General features: G+C 71.0%; 5 protein-coding genes. All 5 read right to left on the reverse strand.

The features are described from left to right. Nucleotides 1-3: 3 nt before the first annotated feature. From H4W31_RS37635 to sbnA, 5 genes are read right to left on the reverse strand one after another with little or no spacing between them, the layout of a single operon-like run. Nucleotides 4-11,073: a non-ribosomal peptide synthetase gene (locus tag H4W31_RS37635; RefSeq protein WP_192770951.1), complete on the reverse strand. Its 11,070-nt coding sequence runs from the start codon at nt 11,071-11,073 to the stop codon at nt 4-6. Beyond that, nucleotides 11,070-16,196 carry a non-ribosomal peptide synthetase gene (locus tag H4W31_RS37640; protein ID WP_192770952.1) on the reverse strand — a complete coding sequence of 1,709 codons (5,127 nt, stop codon included), beginning with the start codon at nt 16,194-16,196 and terminating at the stop codon, nt 11,070-11,072. The genes H4W31_RS37635 and H4W31_RS37640 overlap by 4 nt, the downstream gene beginning before the upstream one ends. A gap of 34 nt (nt 16,197-16,230) precedes the next feature. Further along, nucleotides 16,231-16,446 (reverse strand): MbtH family protein, encoded by a 216-nt coding sequence (locus tag H4W31_RS37645; protein ID WP_192770953.1) that lies wholly within the window; start codon nt 16,444-16,446, stop codon nt 16,231-16,233. Next, nucleotides 16,439-17,479 carry a 2,3-diaminopropionate biosynthesis protein SbnB gene (sbnB, locus tag H4W31_RS37650; protein WP_192770954.1) on the reverse strand — a complete coding sequence of 347 codons (1,041 nt, stop codon included), beginning with the start codon at nt 17,477-17,479 and terminating at the stop codon, nt 16,439-16,441. Before sbnB ends, H4W31_RS37645 begins: the two co-directional genes overlap by 8 nt. After that, entirely contained in the window at nt 17,479-18,480 is a 1,002-nt protein-coding gene (gene sbnA / locus H4W31_RS37655) for a 2,3-diaminopropionate biosynthesis protein SbnA (protein ID WP_192770955.1), read from the reverse strand. Before sbnA ends, sbnB begins: the two co-directional genes overlap by 1 nt. Between the last annotated feature and the right edge of the window lie 118 nt (nt 18,481-18,598).

The raw sequence follows: 18,598 nt of genomic DNA on the forward strand, positions 1-18,598 counted from the left end.
CTCTCACCACTCCACGGATGTGTCGTTCCAGTCGGTCAACAACGTGTCGCGTTCCGCCTCCGGCATGTACGTCGCCCGGGCGTCGCCCTCGGGGCCGGCGGCCATCGACTCCAGTACGGCCCGGTACATCGCCACCACCCGCTCGGCGTTCACCGGGCTCAGCGCGCTGTTCCGGATCCGCAGCATCAGGTGCCCGGGACCGGTCGAGACGGCGAGCGCGAACTCGTTCGCGGCGTCGCCCGCGCCGGCCCGCACGTCCACCCGACCGGTGTCGACCTGGTGGAAGTCCTGGTAGCTGAACATCACCTCGATGAGCTGCCGGCCGCCGACCTGGCGCTGGATCGCCGGCATCGGATAGCGGCGGTGCGGCCAGAGTTCGACCTCGCGGTCGAAGACCTGCCGGACCAGCTCACCCCAGGTGGCGGCGGTCCGGTCGTGGGCGAACGGCAGGGTGTTCAGGTACATCCCGTAGACCCGGTCGGCGCCGTCGACCTCGGGCCGGGCGCTGCACACCAGACCGGTGAAGAACGCCGGCTCGTCGGTGAGCTGGCTCATCACCTTCAGATGCGCCGCGTGCAACACCGCCTTCAACGACGTACGCGTCGCCGTCGCCAGCGCCCGCAGCTCGGTCTCCAGCTCCGGGAACGGCACCGGGATCCGGAAACTGCCGGAACCGTCGGCGTCGCCGCCCCAGCCGGTGGGCAGGGCGAACCGGGAATGCGCGGTGACCACGTTCCGCCAGTAGTCGCGGTCCACGCCGGACTCCAGCGACTCGAGTTCGGCGGCGATGAAGTCGGCGTACCGGACCTCGGGCAGCGGTGTCGGTTCGGGCGACGTTCCGGCGGCGATCCGCCGGTAGAGGTCCAGCACCTCCATCAGCAGCGACTGCTGACTCCAGCCCTCGGTGATGGCGTGGCACTGGGTGAAGCCGAGCCGCCAGGCCTCGTCGCTCTCGACGAAGCCCGCCATCCGGAGCAGCGGCGGACGGTCCAGGTCGAACAGGGCGGCCCGTTCCTGGGCGATGAAGTCGTGCAGCGCCTGCTCCTTGGCCGGATCGTCCAGGTGCCGTACGTCGCGCACCTCGACCGGCATCTCGGCGGTGGCGTGCACGAGCTGCATCGGCACCGAGTACGTGGTCAGGTCGAACGAGGTACGCAGCAACTCGTGCCGCTCGACCACGATCCGGGCCGCCTCGCGCAGCGCGTCCGGCTGGAACGGCCGTTCGTCGCGGATCCGGTAGAAGCTGGTGTTGTGGTAGCGGTTGCCACCCACCCCACCGAGCATCTCGACGACCATGCCGAGTTGGACCTGGGACAGCGGGTACGCGTCAACGACCCCGACCGGCAACCCGGCCCGGTCCCGATCGCCGAGCAACGCGAACGGCGTCACCACCGGACCATCAACCGACCCCACCACCGACACACCCTCGACCGACTCCGCCGGCATCTTCCCCGACATCGCCTCGGCGAACTCCGCCACCGTCCGGAACTGGAACACATCCCGCACCGCAACCTCGAACCCCGCCGCCCGCAACTTCCCCACCAACGCCACCGCACGAATCGAATGCCCACCCAGATCGAAGAAACTCTCATGCACCCCGACCCGATCCAGACCCAGAACCTCCCGCCACACCCCCGCGACCCGCACCTCCACCGCATTACGCGGCGCCACGAACACCGGACCAGCCGCAACCACCGCCGAATCCGGATCCGGCAACCCCCGCCGATCCACCTTCCCATTCGCATTCAACGGCAACCCGTCCAACGACACGAACACCGCCGGCACCATGTACTCCGGCAACCGATCCACACAATGCGCCACCAACACATCAACCCCGACAACACCATCAGCCGGCACCCAATAGGCCACCAACCGCCGATCCGACGCCGACCCAACCGCGACCACCACCACATCCCGCACCGCCGGATGCGCCAACACCACCGACCGAACCTCACCCAACTCGATCCGATACCCGTGCACCTTCACCTGATCATCAACCCGACCCACGAACTCCACCACACCACCAGGCAACATCCGCACCAGATCACCGGTCCGATACAACCGGACACCAGAACCGAACGGATCCGGCACGAACCGCTCCGCCGTCAACTCCGGCCGATTCACATAACCCCGAGCCACCCCGACCCCACCAACAAACAACTCACCCAACACACCCACCGGAACCGGCGACAACTCCGCGTCCAACACATACATCGACATCCCCGGCAACGGACGACCGATCGGCACCACCTCCGGCACCAACCCCGCCACCACCGGATACGTACACGTACCCACCGACGCCTCCGTCGGCCCGTACTCGTTGACGAGTCGGCCGTCGCCGAGGATCTGCCGCCAGTTCTCGGCGACCGGGCCGGGCAGCGCCTCGCCTGCCACCACGACGACCTCGGCCAGGGCGGCGAGCTGGGCGGCCTCGACCTGCTGGCCGAGGATCTCCAGGTGGCCCGGGGTCAGCTTCAGGAAACTGAACGGACCCGCCGCCACCAACTCCCGACCCAGATCCGCCATATCCACATCCGAACCCAACAACCACACCCGCTGACCCGACACCAACGGCGCCCACACATTCGGCACCACCAGATCGAACGCCACCGACGAGAACAACGCCGACCCACCAACACCCCGACCAGCCAACTCCCGCGCCGCCCAGGACACGTGGTTGACCAGCCCACGATGGGTGACCGCCACCCCCTTCGGCCGACCCGTCGAACCCGACGTGAAGATCACGTACGCCAACCGGTCCAGGTCGGGCGGCTCGGCCAACGGGGTCGCCGGGCGGCTCGCGATCGCCAGGCGTTCGGTGTCGACCAGTACGCAGTCGAGGGTGGAGTCGAACCGGTCCGCGTGCCGGGACCGGGTGACCACCATGCTGGCGCCGGCATCGGCGAGCATCCGGTTCATCCGCTCGGCCGGGAAGGACGGGTCGAGTGGCACGTACGCGCCACCGGCCTGCCAGACCGCCAGCATCGAGGCGATCAGGTCCGGTCCCCGGTCCAGCAGCACCCCGACGACCGACTCCGGCACCACGCCCCGGGCCCGCAGGTGCCGGGCCAGCCGGTTCGCCCGGGCGTCCAACTCCGGATAGCTGAGCTCCATCTCGCCGAGCGTCACCGCCGGCCGGCTCGGGTTCGCCGCGACCATCTCGGCGAAGAGCTCCGGCACCGTACGGACCGGTGCCGGGCCGGGGTTGACGGCGTACTCGTCGAGCAGTTGGATCCGCTCGTCCGCCGGCAGGTGGCTGTTCCGGGCGTCGCCGTCCGGACCGGCGGCCATCGCCTCCAACACCGCCCGGTACATCGCGGCCAGCCGGGTCGCGTCGGGCCGGCTCAGCGTGTGCGTGTCGGCGGTCAGCACCAGGCTGCCGGTCATCGCGGCGACGGCCAGGCCGAACTCGGTGGCCCCCTCGCCGAGGCCGGACTCCACGTCGACCAGGTCGGCGTCGACCGCCTCGAAGTCCTGGTAGCTGAACCGCACCTCCAGCAGGCGCTGCCCGTCGGCCAGCTCACGCTGGATGGTCGGCATCGGGTAGCGGCGGTGCGGCCAGAGTTCGACCTCGCGGTCGAAGACCTGCCGGACCAGCTCACCCCAGGTGGCCGCGCCGCGCCGATGGGCGAACGGCAGGGTGTTCAGGTACATCCCGTAGACCCGGTCGGCGCCGTCGACCTCGGGCCGGGCGCTGCACACCAGACCGGTGAAGAACGCCGGCTCGTCGGTGAGCTGGCTCATCACCTTCAGATGCGCCGCGTGCAACACCGCCTTCAACGACGTACGCGTCGCCGTCGCCAACGCCCGCAACTCGGTCTCCAGATCCCGGAGCCCGACCGTCACCGAGTACGGCTCCCGCGCGCTACCCGGTGCGGCCCAGCCGGCGGGCAGGGCGAGCCGGCTGTGCCCGTCGACGATCCCGCGCCAGTAGTCGCGGTCCACGGTGGACTCCAGCGACTCGAGTTCGGCGGCGATGAAGTCGGCGTACCGGACCGCGGGCCGGGGCGCCGGCTTCGGCTCTGCACCGGCCCGAATCTCCTGGTAGAGGTCGAGCAGCTCGGTCAGCATCGCCCGGTGGCTCCACCCCTCGGTGATCGGGTGGGACACGGTGACCGACATCCACCACGCCTCGTCGCTCTCCACGTGGACGGTGAACCGCAGCAGCGGCGCCACGCCGAGGTCGAAGAGTTCGGCGCGTTCCGCCGAGGTGAACTCGCGCAGCGATTGCCGCCGCGGCTCCGGGTCCAGGTGCCGGAGGTCGCGTACGCCGATCGGAATCTCGGCGGTGGCGTGCACCAGCTGCATCGGCACCGAGTACGTGGTCAGGTCGAACGAGGTACGCAGCAGCTCGTGCCGCTCGACCACGATCCGGGCCGCCGCACGCAGCGCGTCCAGGGCGAACGGATGGGCGGTACGCAGCCGGAACGACGTCACGTTGTGGTACGCGTGCAGGTCGGTGTCGGCCAACATCTCGACGACCATGCCGAGTTGGACCTGGGACAGCGGGTACGCGTCGACGACCCCGACCGGCAGCCCGGCCCGGTCCCGATCGCCGAGCAACGCGAACGGCGTCACCACCGGACCATCAACCGACCCGACCACCGACACACCCTCGACCGACTCCGCCGGCATCTTCTCCGACATCGCCTCGGCGAACTCCGCCACCGTCCGGAACTGGAACACATCCCGGACCGCAACCTCGAACCCCGCCGCCCGCAACTTCCCCACCAACGCCACCGCACGAATCGAATGCCCACCCAGATCGAAGAAACTCTCATGCACCCCGACCCGATCCAGACCCAGAACCTCCCGCCACACCCCCGCGACCCGCACCTCGATTGCTGTACGCGGCGCCACGAACACCGGACCAGCCGCCACCACCGCCGAATCCGGATCCGGCAACCCCCGCCGATCCACCTTCCCATTCGCGTTCAACGGCAACCCGTCCAACGACACGAACACCGCCGGCACCATGTACTCCGGCAACCGATCCACACAATGCGCCACCAACACATCAACCCCGACAACACCATCGGCCGGCACCCAATAGGCCACCAACCGCCGATCCGACGCCGACCCGACCGCGACCACCACCACATCCCGCACCGCCGGATGCGCCAACACCACCGACCGAACCTCACCCAACTCGATCCGATACCCGTGCACCTTCACCTGATCATCAACCCGACCCACGAACTCCACATCACCACCAGGCAACATCCGCACCAGATCACCGGTCTGATACAACCGGACACCAGAACCGAACGGATCCGGCACGAACCGCTCCGCCGTCAACTCCGGCCGATTCACATAACCCCGAGCCACCCCGACCCCACCAACAAACAACTCACCCAACACACCCACCGGAACCGGCGACAACTCACCATCGAGCACATACATCGACATCCCCGGCAACGGACGACCGATCGGCACCACCTCCGGCACCAACCCCGCCACCACCGGATACGTACACGTACCCACCGACGCCTCCGTCGGCCCGTACTCGTTGACCAGCACCGCTTCGGGGTCACACTCGCGCCAGCGCTCCAGGGTCTGCCGGGTGAACGCCTCGCCGGCCACCACCGTCACCCCGGCCAGCCCGGTGGCCTGGCCCGGTTCGAGTTGGTGGGCGAGCACCTCCAGGTGGCCCGGGGTCAGCTTCAGGAAACTGAACGGACCCGCCGCCACCAACTCCCGACCCAGATCCGCCATATCCACATCCGAACCCAACAACCACACCCGCTGACCCGACACCAACGGCGCCCACACATTCGGCACCACCAGATCGAACGCCACCGACGAGAACAACGCCGACCCACCAACACCCCGACCAGCCAACTCCCGCGCCGCCCAGGACACATGATTGACCAACCCACGATGGGTGACCGCCACCCCCTTCGGCCGACCCGTCGAACCCGACGTGAAGATCACGTACGCCAACCGGTCCAGGTCGGCCGGCACGTCGAGTGCGGTCGCCGGCTGCTCGGCGATGGTCGACCCGGCCTGGTCGAGCACGACCCGGACGGGGACCTCGGGGAACCGGTCGACGTAACCGGACCCGGTCACCACCACCCGGGCACCCGCGTCGGCGAGCATGTCGCCGAGCCGGTCGGCCGGGGAGGAGGGGTCGAGCGGCACGTACGCGCCACCGGCCTTCCAGACCGCCAGCATCGCCACGAGCAGGTCAGGTCCCCGGTCCAGCAGCACCCCGACGACCGACTCCGGCACCACACCGCAGGCCCGCAGGTGCCGGGCCAACCGGTTCGCCCGGGCGTCCAGGTCCGCGTAGCCGACCTGACCGTCGGCGCCGTCGATCGCCACCGCCTCGGGGGTCGCGGCCGCCTGTGCGACGAACCGCTCCAATATCCCGGGGCCGGCCGGCTCGGTCGGGCCGCTGCTCCACTCGACGAGCAGTTGCCGCTGCTCGTCGGTGTCCAGACAGGTCCGCCGGGCGTCCCCGTCCGGGTCGGCGGCCATCGACTCCAGCACGGCCCGGTACATCGCGCCGATCCGGTCGGCGTTCACCCGGCTCAACCCGCGCGGGTTGACCGCCATCGTGACGTAGCCGAGCCGGACCGCCACGGCGAGCGGGAACTCGGTCGGGCTGTCGTCGATGCTGGCCATGTAGTCGACCAGTTCCTTGTCCACCTGGTCGAAGTCGTGGTAGCTGAACCGGACGTCCATCAGCCGCTGGCCGTCCCCGAAGGCACGCTGGATCTCCGGCATCGGGAAACGCCGGTGCGGCCACACCTCGACCTCGCGGGCGTAGGTCCGGGTGACCAGCTCCAACCAGGTACGGGCGCCCCGGTCGTACGCGAAGGGCAGGCTGTTGAGGTACATCCCGTACACCTGGTCGGCGCCGACGATCTCCGGCCGGCCGTGCAGGACCAGGCCGGTCAGGAACGACTCCTCGGCGGTGAGCTGGCTCATCACCTTCAGGTGCGCGGCGAGCAGCACGGTCTTCAGCGACGCCTTCGCCCGGCTGGCCAGCGCCCGCAGGTCGGACTCCAGGTCGTGGAAGGGCACCCCGAGCATCAGCGAGCCGCGCGGCGCGTTCTCGTCGCCCCAGCCGGTCGGCAGGGAGAACCTCGGGTACCGCTCGACGATGCCCCGCCAGTAGTCCCGGTCCCCGGTCGAGTCCAGCGAACGCAGCTCGGCGGCGATGAAGTCGGCGAACCGGATCGTCGGCACCGCCGCCGGCTCCGGCCGGCCGCCGTCCCGCATCTCGCGGTAGAGGTCCAGCACCTCCATCAGCAGCGAGTGGTGGCTCCAGCCCTCGATGATCGCGTGGCACTCGGTGACCGACAGCCACCAGGTCTTGTCGTCGCAGACGTGCGCGTACAGCCGCATCAGGGCCGGCTCGGCGAGGTCGAGGACGTCCGCCCGCTCCGCCGCGGTGAACTCGCGCAGCGACCGGTCCAGCTCGGCGGCGTCCAGGTGCCGCAGGTCCCGCTCCCCGACCGGCATCTCGGCGGTCGGGAAGACCACCTGCATCGGCACCGAGTACGAGGTGAGGTCGATCGCCGTACGCAGCACCTCGTGCCGGTCCACCACGATCCGGGCCGCCTCGCGGAGCGCGTCCAGCGTGAACGGCCGCTCGTCCCGGATCCGGAACGACGTCACGTTGTGGTACGCGTGCAGGTCGCCGTCGGAGAGCATCTCCACGACCATGCCGGCCTGGACCCGGGACAGCGGGTACGCGTCCACGGCACCGGCCGGCACCCTGGCCCGATCCTCGGCGGAGATCAGCTCGAACGGCGTCACCGGACGCTCGGCCGGAGCGGGGGCGGAACGGCCGTCGAGCACGCCGCAGAGCTCGGCCACCGTACGGTGCTCGAAGACGTCCCGTACCGCGACGTCCAGGCCGATCGCGCGCAGCTCGCCGACCAGCGCCACGGCCCGGATCGAGTGCCCGCCGAGGTCGAAGAAGCCGTCGTGTACGCCCACCCGCTCGACCCCGAGCACGTCCCGCCAGACCGCCGCGACCCGCTCCTCGATCGGGGTCCGGGGTGCGACGTAGGCGGATCCGGCGGCCAGGGTGCCCCGGTCCGGCGCGGGCAGCGCCCGCCGGTCGAGCTTCCCGTTGGCGGTCAGCGGGATCCGGTCCAGCGGCACGAACGCCGCCGGCACCATGTACTCCGGCAGGGTGCGGGCGAGGAACTCGCGCAACTCCCCCGGTGTCGGCGCGGAGCCGACCTCGGCCACCAGGTAGCCGGCCAGCCGCTTGTCGCCGGGCACGTCCTCCCGGACCACCACGACCGCGTCCCGGACCCCCGGATGTGCGGCCAGCGCCGCCTCGATCTCGCCCAACTCGACCCGGTAGCCCCGGATCTGCACCTGGTCATCGATCCGACCCAGGAAGTCCAACCCACCATCGGAACGCCGCCGAGCCAGATCACCACTGCGATACATCCGGGCACCCGGCGAGGTAGCGAACGGATCCGGCACGAACCGCTGCGCCGTCAACTCCGGCCGCCCCAGATAACCCCGCGCCACCCCCGGCCCACCCACGTGGATCTCCCCCGGCACCCCGACCGGCACCAGATTCCCGTACGAGTCCAGCAGGTAGACCCGCAGGTCACCGAGGGGGTAGCCGACCGGGTTGCCCGGGGCGGTGATGTCCTGCGGGCGTACCTGGTGGAAGCTGGAGTGCACGGTGGTCTCGGTGATGCCGTACATGTTCAGCAGGGCCGGCCGGTCCAGTCCGAACTGGTCGGTCCAGGGGGCCAGCTCGGCCATCTCCAGCTTCTCGCCGGCGAAGACCACGGCCCGGAGCCGGAGTGCGGCCAGCCGCGGATCGCCGTCCCGAGCGAACCCGACCAACGCCCGGAACGCCGACGGCGTCTGGTTCAACACCGTCACCCGCTCCCGGACCAGCAGATCCAGGAACTCGTCCGGCAGCCGGGTCACCTCCCGGGGCACCACCACCAGCCGACCGCCGTACAGCAACGCACCCCAGAGTTCCCAGACGGAGACGTCGAAGGCGTACGAGTGGAACAGCGGCCAGACGTCCGAGGCGGAGAACTGGTAATGGGTCTCGGCCACGGTCAGCAGCCGGAGCACGTTGGCGTGGGTCAGGCAGACGCCCTTCGGTCGACCCGTCGAACCCGACGTGTAGATCACGTAGATCAGGTTCTCCGGACCCGACACCGGCACCGGATTCGACACCGGCTGCCCCGACAGGTCCTCCCGGTCCAACAGCACCGTCACGCCGTCGTGGAACCCGGCCACCGTGTCGGACAGCGCCGACTGGGTCAGCACCACCGACGCGCCCGCGTCACCGACCATGAAACCCAACCGGTCCACCGGCTGCGCCGGATCCAACGGCAGATACGCCGCCCCCGACTTCAACACCCCCAGCAGGGCCGGAACCAGCTCCACACCCCGCTCCAGGCAGACCCCGACCAGAGACTCGGGCCCGACGCCCAGACCACGAAGCCGATGCGCCAACCGATTCGCCCGCGCATTCACCTCCGCGTACGACAACTCCACACCCTCGAACACCACCGCCACCGCATCCGGCGACGCCACCACCCGCTCCTCGAACACCTCGTGCACGCAGCGGGTCGGCGGCACCGCGTCGATCCGGAACAGGTCGGCGACGCCGGTCACCTCGGTCCGCTCCGCCGCGTCGAGGAAGTCCGCCGCCGAGACGGCCCGGGTCGGGTCGACGACGACCGCCTGGAGCAGCCGGACCAGGTGCGCGCCCATCCGGTCCACCGTGGCCCGGTCGAAGAGCGCGGTCGCGTACTCCAGGTGGCCGCGCAGCCCACCGTCGGCGGCCTCCTCGATCTGGAGGGTCAGGTCGAACCGCGACACCTGGGACATCCCGTCCAGCGGCGTCACCACGAGGCCCGGCATCGCGTACGCCCCGGCGCCCGCCTCGTGCATGGTGAAGGCGACCTGGAACAGCGGGGTACGGGACATGTCCCGTTCGGGCTGCAACTCGTCGACGAGCTGGCCGAACGGCACCTCCTGGTGGTCGAACGCGCTCAGCACGGTGTTCCGGTTGGCGGCCAGCAGTTCACCGAAGGTGATGTCGGAGTCCCACCGGGCCCGCATCACCAGGCTGTTGATGCCGTACCCGATCAGCCGGCGCAGTTCGGGCCGGCTCCGGCCCGACACGACGGTCCCGACCGGGATGTCGGTGCCACCGGTGTACCGGGACAGCAGTGCCTGGTAGCCGGTCAGCAGCACCATGAACAGCGTCGCGTCGTGCCGGCGGGCGAGGTCGCGGAGCCGCTCGCCGAGCCCGGCCGGCAGGTCGAACCCGGCGACCGCACCGGCCCAGTCCCGGGTCGCCGGCCGGGGCCGGTCCGCCGGTACGTCCAGCGGCGGCACCCCGGCGAGCTGGTCCCGCCAGTAGTCGAGGTGCCGCTGGTGCTCCGCCTCGGAACGGTTCCGCTCCCAGGCGGCGTAGTCGGCGTACTGGACCGGCAGCGGGGCGAGCGGGTCCGGTCGGCCGGTGGTGGCGGCGTCGTACAGCGCGCTGAGTTCCTCGGCGAAGACCCCGACCGACCAGGCGTCGCAGGCGATGTGGTGGAAGACGACGACCAGCAGGTGGTCGTCGTCGGCCAGCCGGAGCAGTCGGGCCCGCACCGGCCACTGCGCGGCCAGGTCGAACGGCGTGGCCGGCTCCTGCGCGGCCAGCGCGAAGGCCCGGCTCTCCCGCTCCGACTCCGGCAGCTCGGACAGGTCCACCACGGCCAGCGGCACCGGCGCGGGCGGGTCGATGACCTGGGTCGGCTCGCCGGCCGCGAGCGCGTACCGGGTCCGGAGGATCTCGTGCCGCCCGACCAGCCCGGTGAGGGCCCGACGCAGCGCGTCGTGGTCCAGCGGGCCTCGCATCCGCAGCGCGAGCGGGACCAGGTACTCCCAGCTCCCCGGGTCCAGCCGGCTCAGGAACCACATCTGCTGCTGCCCGAAGGACAGCGGCAGCGGGCCGTCCCGGTCCACCCGGGTCAGCGCCGCCCGGCGACCGCCGCGCAGCTTTCCGGCGAGCCGGGCCCGCAGCAGTTCCTCGCGGACCACGTCGATGCCACGCTCGATCGTGTCTTCGCCCGTGCTCATCCCTTTTGCTCCTTCAGCAACGCCAGGCCCGCCAGCAGGTCGGATTCGGAAAGCTCGTCGATTTCTGCGCGGATCCGCTCCTCGACGGCCTCGGCGATCCGCGCGATCGTGGGGCGCTCGAAGACGGTCCGGACCGGAAGTTCGATCTCGAACTCCTCCTGGATCCGAGCGGCCAGCCGGACGGCGAGGATCGAGTTGCCGCCGGCGGCGAAGAAGTTCGTCCGCGCTCCGGCCTCGACGTCGAGCAGTTCGGTCCAGATCTCGGCGATCCGCTCCTCGAGGGCGCCCTGCGGCGGCACGTAGTCCGCGGCGTCCACCTCGGCCAGCGCCCGACCAGGCGCGGGGAGGGCCCGCCGGTCGAGCTTGCCGTTGGCGGTCAGCGGAATCCGGTCCAGCGGCACGAAGACCGCCGGCACCATGTAGTCGGGAATCCGGGTCGCGCAGTGTGCGGCGAGTTCGGCGGTCGACGGCGACGCGTCCGGCTCGGCCACGTGGTACGCGACCAGTCGCAGGGCGCCCGGGGTCGGCTCGTCGGTCAGCACGACCGCGTCCCGGACCCCCGGATGTGCGGCCAGCGCCGCCTCGATCTCGCCCAACTCGACCCGGTAGCCCCGGATCTGCACCTGGTCGTCGATCCGACCCAGGAAGTCCAACCCACCATCGGGACGCCGCCGAGCCAGATCACCACTGCGGTACATCCGGGCACCCGGCGAGGTAGCGAACGGATCCGGCACGAACCGCTGCGCCGTCAACTCCGGCCGCCCCAGATAACCCCGGGCCACCCCCGGCCCACCCACGTGGATCTCCCCCGGCACCCCGACCGGCACCAGATTCCCGTACGAGTCCAGCAGGTAGACCCGCAGGTCACCGAGGGGGTGCCCGACCGGGTTGCCGTGCCCGTCGACGTCGGTGGCGCGTACCCGGTGCTGGGTGACGTGCACCGTGGTCTCGGTGATGCCGTACATGTTCACCAGGGCCGGGCTGTTCCCGAACCGGTCGGTCCAGGGGGCCAGCTCGGCCATCTCCAGCTTCTCGCCGCCGAAGACCACGGCCCGGACCCGGAGTGCGGCCAGCCGCGGATCGCCGTCCCGAGCGAACCCGACCAACGCCCGGAACGCCGACGGCGTCTGGTTCAGCACCGTCACCCGCTCCCGGACCAGCAGATCCAGGAACTCGTCCGGCAGCCGGGTCACCTCCCGGGGCACCACCACCAACCGGCCGCCGTACAGCAACGCACCCCAGAGCTCCCAGACCGAGAAGTCGAAGGCGTACGAGTGGAACAGCGGCCACACGTCGGACGAGGTGAACTCGAAGTGCGGATAGGTGGTGCTGAACAGCCGGAGCACGTTGGCGTGGGTCACGCAGACGCCCTTCGGCCGACCCGTCGAACCCGACGTGTAGATCACGTAGATCAGGTTCTCCGGACCCGACACCGGCACCGGATTCGACACCGGCTGCCCCGACAGGTCCTCCCGGTCGACGACGACGAGATCACCGTCGTGGAAGCCGGCGACCGTCGCCGACAACGCCGACTCGGTCACCACCACCGACGCACCCGCGTCGCCGACCATGAAACCCAACCGGTCCACCGGCTGCGCCGGATCCAACGGCAGATACGCCGCCCCCGACTTCAACACCCCCAACAGCGCCGGAACCAGCTCCACACCCCGCTCCAGACACACCCCCACCAAAGACTCCACACCCACACCCAGACCACGAAGCCGATGCGCCAACCGATTCGCCCGCGCATTCACCTCCGCGTACGACAACTCCACACCCTCGAACACCACCGCCACCGCATCCGGCGACGCCACCACCCGCTCCTCGAACACCTCGTGGAGGCAGCGGTCCGGAACACCGGTCCGGAACGGGTCGGCGACGCCGGTGGCCACCAGCCGGTCCACCGGGTCGAGGAAGTCCACCGTGCCGAGCCGCAGGTCCGGGTCGGCGACGACGGCGTGAAGCAGCCGGACCAGGTGTCCACCCATCCGGTCCACCGTGGTCCGGTCGAAGAGCGCGGTCGCGTACTCCAGGGCGCCCAGCATCGTGCCGTCGGCCTGGACCCGGACGAAGAGCGTCAGGTCGGTCTTGGCGACCTGCCAGGAGGCGGTGAACGCCGCCAGGTCGTCGGCCCGGACCGCGCCGCCGGTCAGCCCCTCGTCGTGCAGGTCGAACGCGACCTGGAACAGCGGGGTACGGGACATGTCCCGGTCCGGCTGGAGGTCGTCGACGAGCTGCTCGAACGGCAGCGCCTGGTGCGCGAACGCCTCCCGGCAGACCTCCCGGGTCGCCTCCAGTGCCTCGCCGAACCGCAGTCCGCCGTGCAGGCCGGGCCGCAGTACCAGGGAGTTCAGGAAGAAGCCGACCATGTTCTCCAACTCGGGCCGGGTACGGCCGGCCACCGGCGTACCGACGGCGACGTCCCAGCGCCCCGCGTACCGGGCGATCAGGGTGCCGAACGCGGTCAGCAGGGTCATGTACGGCGACGCGCCGTACCGCCGGCCCAGTTCGCGTACGGCGGTGGCCAGGTCGGCCGGGATGGTGAACGGGGCCAGTGCACCCCGGGAGTCGCGCCGGGCCGGTCGGGGCCGGTCGGTCGGCAGATCCAGTGGCCCGAGCCCGGCGAGAGTACGCCGCCAGTAGGCCAGGTCCGCCGCGAGCACGTCGTCGGTCAGCCAGCCCCGTTGCCAACTCGCGAAGTCCGCGTACTGCACCGGCGGCGCCGGCAGTTCCGGGGTACGTCCGGCGGCGAACGCGGCGCAGAGTTCCCGCAGTTCCCGCTCCAGCACCACCGACGACCAGCCGTCACAGGCGATGTGGTGCAGGGTGAGCAGCAGCACCGACTCGCCAGCCGGGGTCCGGCCGGCCGTCGCCGGAATGCGTACCGACGTCGGCGGGACCGGGACCGGGGTGCCCGGCAGCCGGACCAGCAGGGCCCGCCAGACCGGCCCGGTCGCCAGGTCGAACCCGCGCTCGAACTCGGCCCGGAACACCGTGTCGAGATCCACCCGGTCGGCCTCGACCGTCCGCAGCTCGACCGCGCCCGGGGACTCGATCACCTGCCGGGGCTCGCCCGCCTCGTCGACGTACCGGGTCCGCAGCACCTCGTGCCGCTGGGCGAGCGCGGTCAGCGCCCGTCGTACCGTCGCCGCGTCGATCTCCGGAGACAGCCGGAGGTAGAGCGGGGCCACCCACTCGGTGCTGCCCGGCTCCAACCGGTCCAGGACCCAGAGCCGGCGCTGCCCGAACGACAGCGGCAGCGGACCGGTCCGGGGCACCACGGTCAGCGGCGGACCGTCCTCCTCGGCGACGGCGACCAGCCGGGCCTGCTGCTCCACCGTCGGCGCGGCGAACAGGCCCCGCAGCGCGACCTTGCTGCCGGACGCCGCCCGGAGCTGGTTGGCCAGCCGGGTCAGCAGCAGTGACGAGCCGCCGAGCTGGAAGAAGTCGTCGTGCGCCCCGACCTGGTCGACCTTGAGCAGCTCCGTCCAGGCCCGGGCCACCAGCCGCTCGGCGGCGTTGCGTGGCGCCACGTACGGCGCGCGGCCGTCGGCGTCGCCGGGGTCCGGCACCGGCAGCGCGGCCCGGTCCACCTTTCCGCTCGTGGTGAGCGGGAACGCGGGCAGGGCGACGAAGGCCGCCGGGACCAGCGGGTCGGGCAGCCGGTCGCGGAGGAAGGCGCGCAGCCGGTCGGGCGTCGGCACCCGCGGGCCGGTGACGTACCCGACGAGTCGCTTCGTACCGTCGGCGCCGTCCTGGGCCAGCACCACGGCACCGGCCACGTCCGGATGGCTGACCAGGACGGACTCCACCTCACCGGGCTCGATCCGCACCCCGTTGACCTTGACCTGCTGGTCCAGCCGGCCGATGTACTCCAGGGTCGCGTCACTGCGCCAGCGCACCAGGTCACCGGTGCGGTACAGCCGCGAGCCGGCCGGCCCGTACGGGTCCGGCACGAACTTCTGCGCGGTCAGGTCGGGCCGGCCCAGGTAGCCCCGGGCCACTCCCACCCCGCCGGCGTGCAGTTCGCCAGCCACACCCACCGGCACCGGGTCGCCGTTCTGGTCGAGTACCAGCACCCGCAGGTTGGTCAGCGGTCGACCGATCGGCACCGGGCCGGTCGGCAGCGCGGGGTCGTACGGGTGCGCGGTCACGTCGATGGCGCACTCGGTCGGCCCGTACGTGTTCCAGAGGGTGACCTTGAGCCCGTCGGTGAGCCGCCGGCACAGCTCGGCGTGCAGTGGCTCGCCGGCCGAGAAGAGCAGCCGGAGCGAGGTGCAGTCCCGCCAGCCCGGATCCTCGGCGACGAGCCGGAGCACCGACGGCACGCCCTGGAAGACGGTGACGCCGTGCCGGGCGACCGCCCGGACCATTGCCGCCGGGTCGTGCTCGGCGCCCACCGGTGCGAGTACGACGGCACCGCCGCTGACCAGGGGTGCGAAGAACTCCCAGCACGCCGCGTCGAAGGTCAGCGCGGTCTTCTGCAGCACCCGGTCGTCCGGACCGAGACCGTGCTGCTGCACCGCCCAGCCGACCCGGTTGGCGATGGCCGCGTGGCTGATCATCACGCCCTTGGGGCGCCCGGTCGAGCCGGAGGTGTAGATCGCGTAGGCGAGGCTGTCCCCGGTCGCCGGGCTGACCAGCGGCTCGTCGGAAAGCTCCGCGAGCTCCGCCGAGAGCGTGTCGAGGCAGACCGTCCGGGCACCGGTGCCGGCCACCAGGTCGGTCAGGGCCGACTCGGTGAGCACGATGCCGGCACCGGTGTCGGTCAGCACCCAGGTCGCCCAGTCGCGCGGGTGGTCCGGGCTCAGCGGCAGGTAACCCGCACCCGCCCGCCAGACGCCGAGCAGCGCGACGACCAGGTCCACGCCGCGCGGCAGGCAGACGCCGACCAGCGAGTCGGGCCCGACGCCGAGCCCCAGCAGGAGCCGGGCCAGCCGGCTGCTCCGGCAGTCCAGCTCGGCGTACGTCACCTCGACGTCGCCGGCCAGCACGGCGACCGCGTCCGGCGTGGCCGCCGCCTGGCGGGCGACCAGCGCCGGCAGGATGGTGGCGGATCCGGCGTCGGCCGCCGTTCCGTGTCCGGCGCCGACCACGTCAGTCCGGCTTCGATCGGGGTTCATGGGTGCTCCTCACCTCGTTCCGGCGGCCGAGCGGTCAGCTGGTGCTGGCCGCCATCCGCTGGCGCAGGCTCAGCGGGCGCATGTCGGTCCAGACCTCGCCGATCCGGGCGAGGCAGTCGGCCCGGAGGCCCTCGGTGCCCTCGGCGTGCCAGCCGGCCGGCAGGTCCCGGTCGGCGGGCCAGATCGAGTACTGCTCCTCGTCGTTGCGGACCACGCGGTAGACCCGGTCGTCCGTCTGCTCGTCAGCCATGGGAACTCCTTGTCGATAGTTGGGGCTCCGGCCGCTGGCCGGGACCGGGCAGGAAGTTGTCGACGCGGACGCCCAGGCCCCGCTCGACGGCGGCGGCCCGGACGAACTCCGCGAGGGCGATGTCCAGGGCGCCGAGCCCGAACGGCGAGAAGACCACCCTCCGGGATGGATCGCGGCGGAAGCCGCCGGTACCGCGCAGGATCTGGCCGATCGGCGCGTCGATGAAGTTCCGGTGCCCGACCTGTAGCTCGGTCAGGTGCAGCGAGGTCCGCTCCCGGCACACGTGGTCGGCGTCGTCCACCACGTTCTGGCTGGCCAGGATCGTCGCCGGGGGCAGGTCGCGCAGCGAGACGTGCAGCACGAGGGTGCCGGGGCGGGCCGGGCCGAGGTCGAGGTGCGGTTCCGCGGCGGTGGTCGCGACGGAGATCAGCTCGTGTGCCGCGACGGCCCGGCCGATGTCGGCGGCCAGCGTCACGTGCACCGTGCCGGCCAGTGCCGCGCATTGCCGGGCGAACGCCGCCGCGCGCTCGGGGTCGCTGTCGAAGAGGGTGACCTCGGTGAGGGTGGGCAGCGCCGCGAGCAGGAACCGCAGCACCTCCAGGTTGATCACGCCGCAGCCGATCAGCGTCACGCCGCTCGGGGCCGGGTCGCGGACCAGCAGCCGGGCGGCGAGCGCGGCGCTCGCCGCGGTCCGCTTGGCCGAGATCACCGATCCTTCGAGGAGTGCCCGGGGCACTCCGGTGTCGAGGTCGTTGACCAGGATGGCGGCGTTGGCCCGGGGCAGGCCGTCGTGGATGTTCCCCGGCCAGGAGGCGATCCACTTCATTCCGGCGGCGGGTGCCGGCCCGCCGACGTACGCGGGCAGCCCGATGATCCGGTTGCGGGGCTCGTCGGGGAAGCGCAGGAACGTGGAGTGCGGCACCGAGGTCCTGCCCTCGTCGTGCAGCTTGTACGCCTCGCCGACCAGTTCGATCAGCGCGAGCTCGCGGTCGGCCAGGATCTCCTGGACGTCGTCATGTCGAAGGATCAGCATCAGGCTTGATCACCACCGGCGGCTTCCTTCCAGAGGTGCGAGGCCTCACCGAAGCGCCCGCGTACCCATTCGTCGGAATAGATCGTGTCGAGGTAGCGGTCGCCACCGTCGGGGAAGATGAGCACGCAGTTCGCGTCCTCGGGGATGGTCGGGCTCCGCCGCTCCAGTGCCGCGACGGTGGCGCCGGACGAGCCGCCGACCAGGATCGCCTCCCGGGCGGTGAGCCGGCGGCAGGCGGCGACGCATTCCAGGTCGGTCACGTGGATGACCTCGTCGGCCGCGTCCGGGTCGAAGAGCCCCGGCCGCAGCGATGCTCCGTGTCCGGGCAGCAGTCGTTCGATCGGCTGCTGGCCGTCGAAGATCATGCTGCCGACCGCGTCCACCGCGATGATCTTGGTGGTCAGCCCGTGCTCCCGGATGTAGTCGGCGCAGCCGCGCAGGGTGCCGCAGGAGCTGACCGCGCAGAACAGGTAGTCGACGGAACCATCGAGCGCGTCGACGATCTCGCCCATGGTCTGCCGGTGCGCCAGCGGATTGCGCGGATTCGCGTACTGGTTCGGCCAGAACGCGTGTGGGGTGTTCGCCACCAGTTCACGTACCCGCCGGACGCGCACCGGCAGGTACTCGCCGCTGTCCGGATCGGGCTGGGTAACCACCTCCACCGACGCCTGGTACGCGCGCAGGATCGCGAGGTTCTGCTCGGTCGTCTTCGCGTCCACCACACAGACGAACCGCAGCCCGAAGTACCGGCAGATCTGTGCGAGACCGACCGCCAGATTTCCCGAACTGGACTCGACCACCACCGACCGGCCCGGCTGGAGCTCGCCGCTGCGGATTTTCTCCAGCAGCATGCTCAGCGCGGTCCGATCCTTCACGCTGCCGCCGGGATTGAACCGCTCCAGCTTCGCGAACACCCGCATTCGAGAATCGGGTATCAGGCGTTCGAGTTCTACCAGGGGCGTGTTCCCGATGGCCGCGAGGATGCCCTTCAGCGCATGCATTGCCACGGCTTCCCTTCGCGGGTCATTTTCTTTCAACGGATCCGCATCGAAGGCGCCGGTGCTGTCCCGTTGTTGGCGCCGCGCTGCTTTCTCGGCTCGTTGTCATCGTGCGACCCGC

The organism is Plantactinospora soyae, assembly GCF_014874095.1.
GTDB classification, from domain to species: Bacteria; Actinomycetota; Actinomycetes; order Mycobacteriales; family Micromonosporaceae; genus Plantactinospora; species Plantactinospora soyae.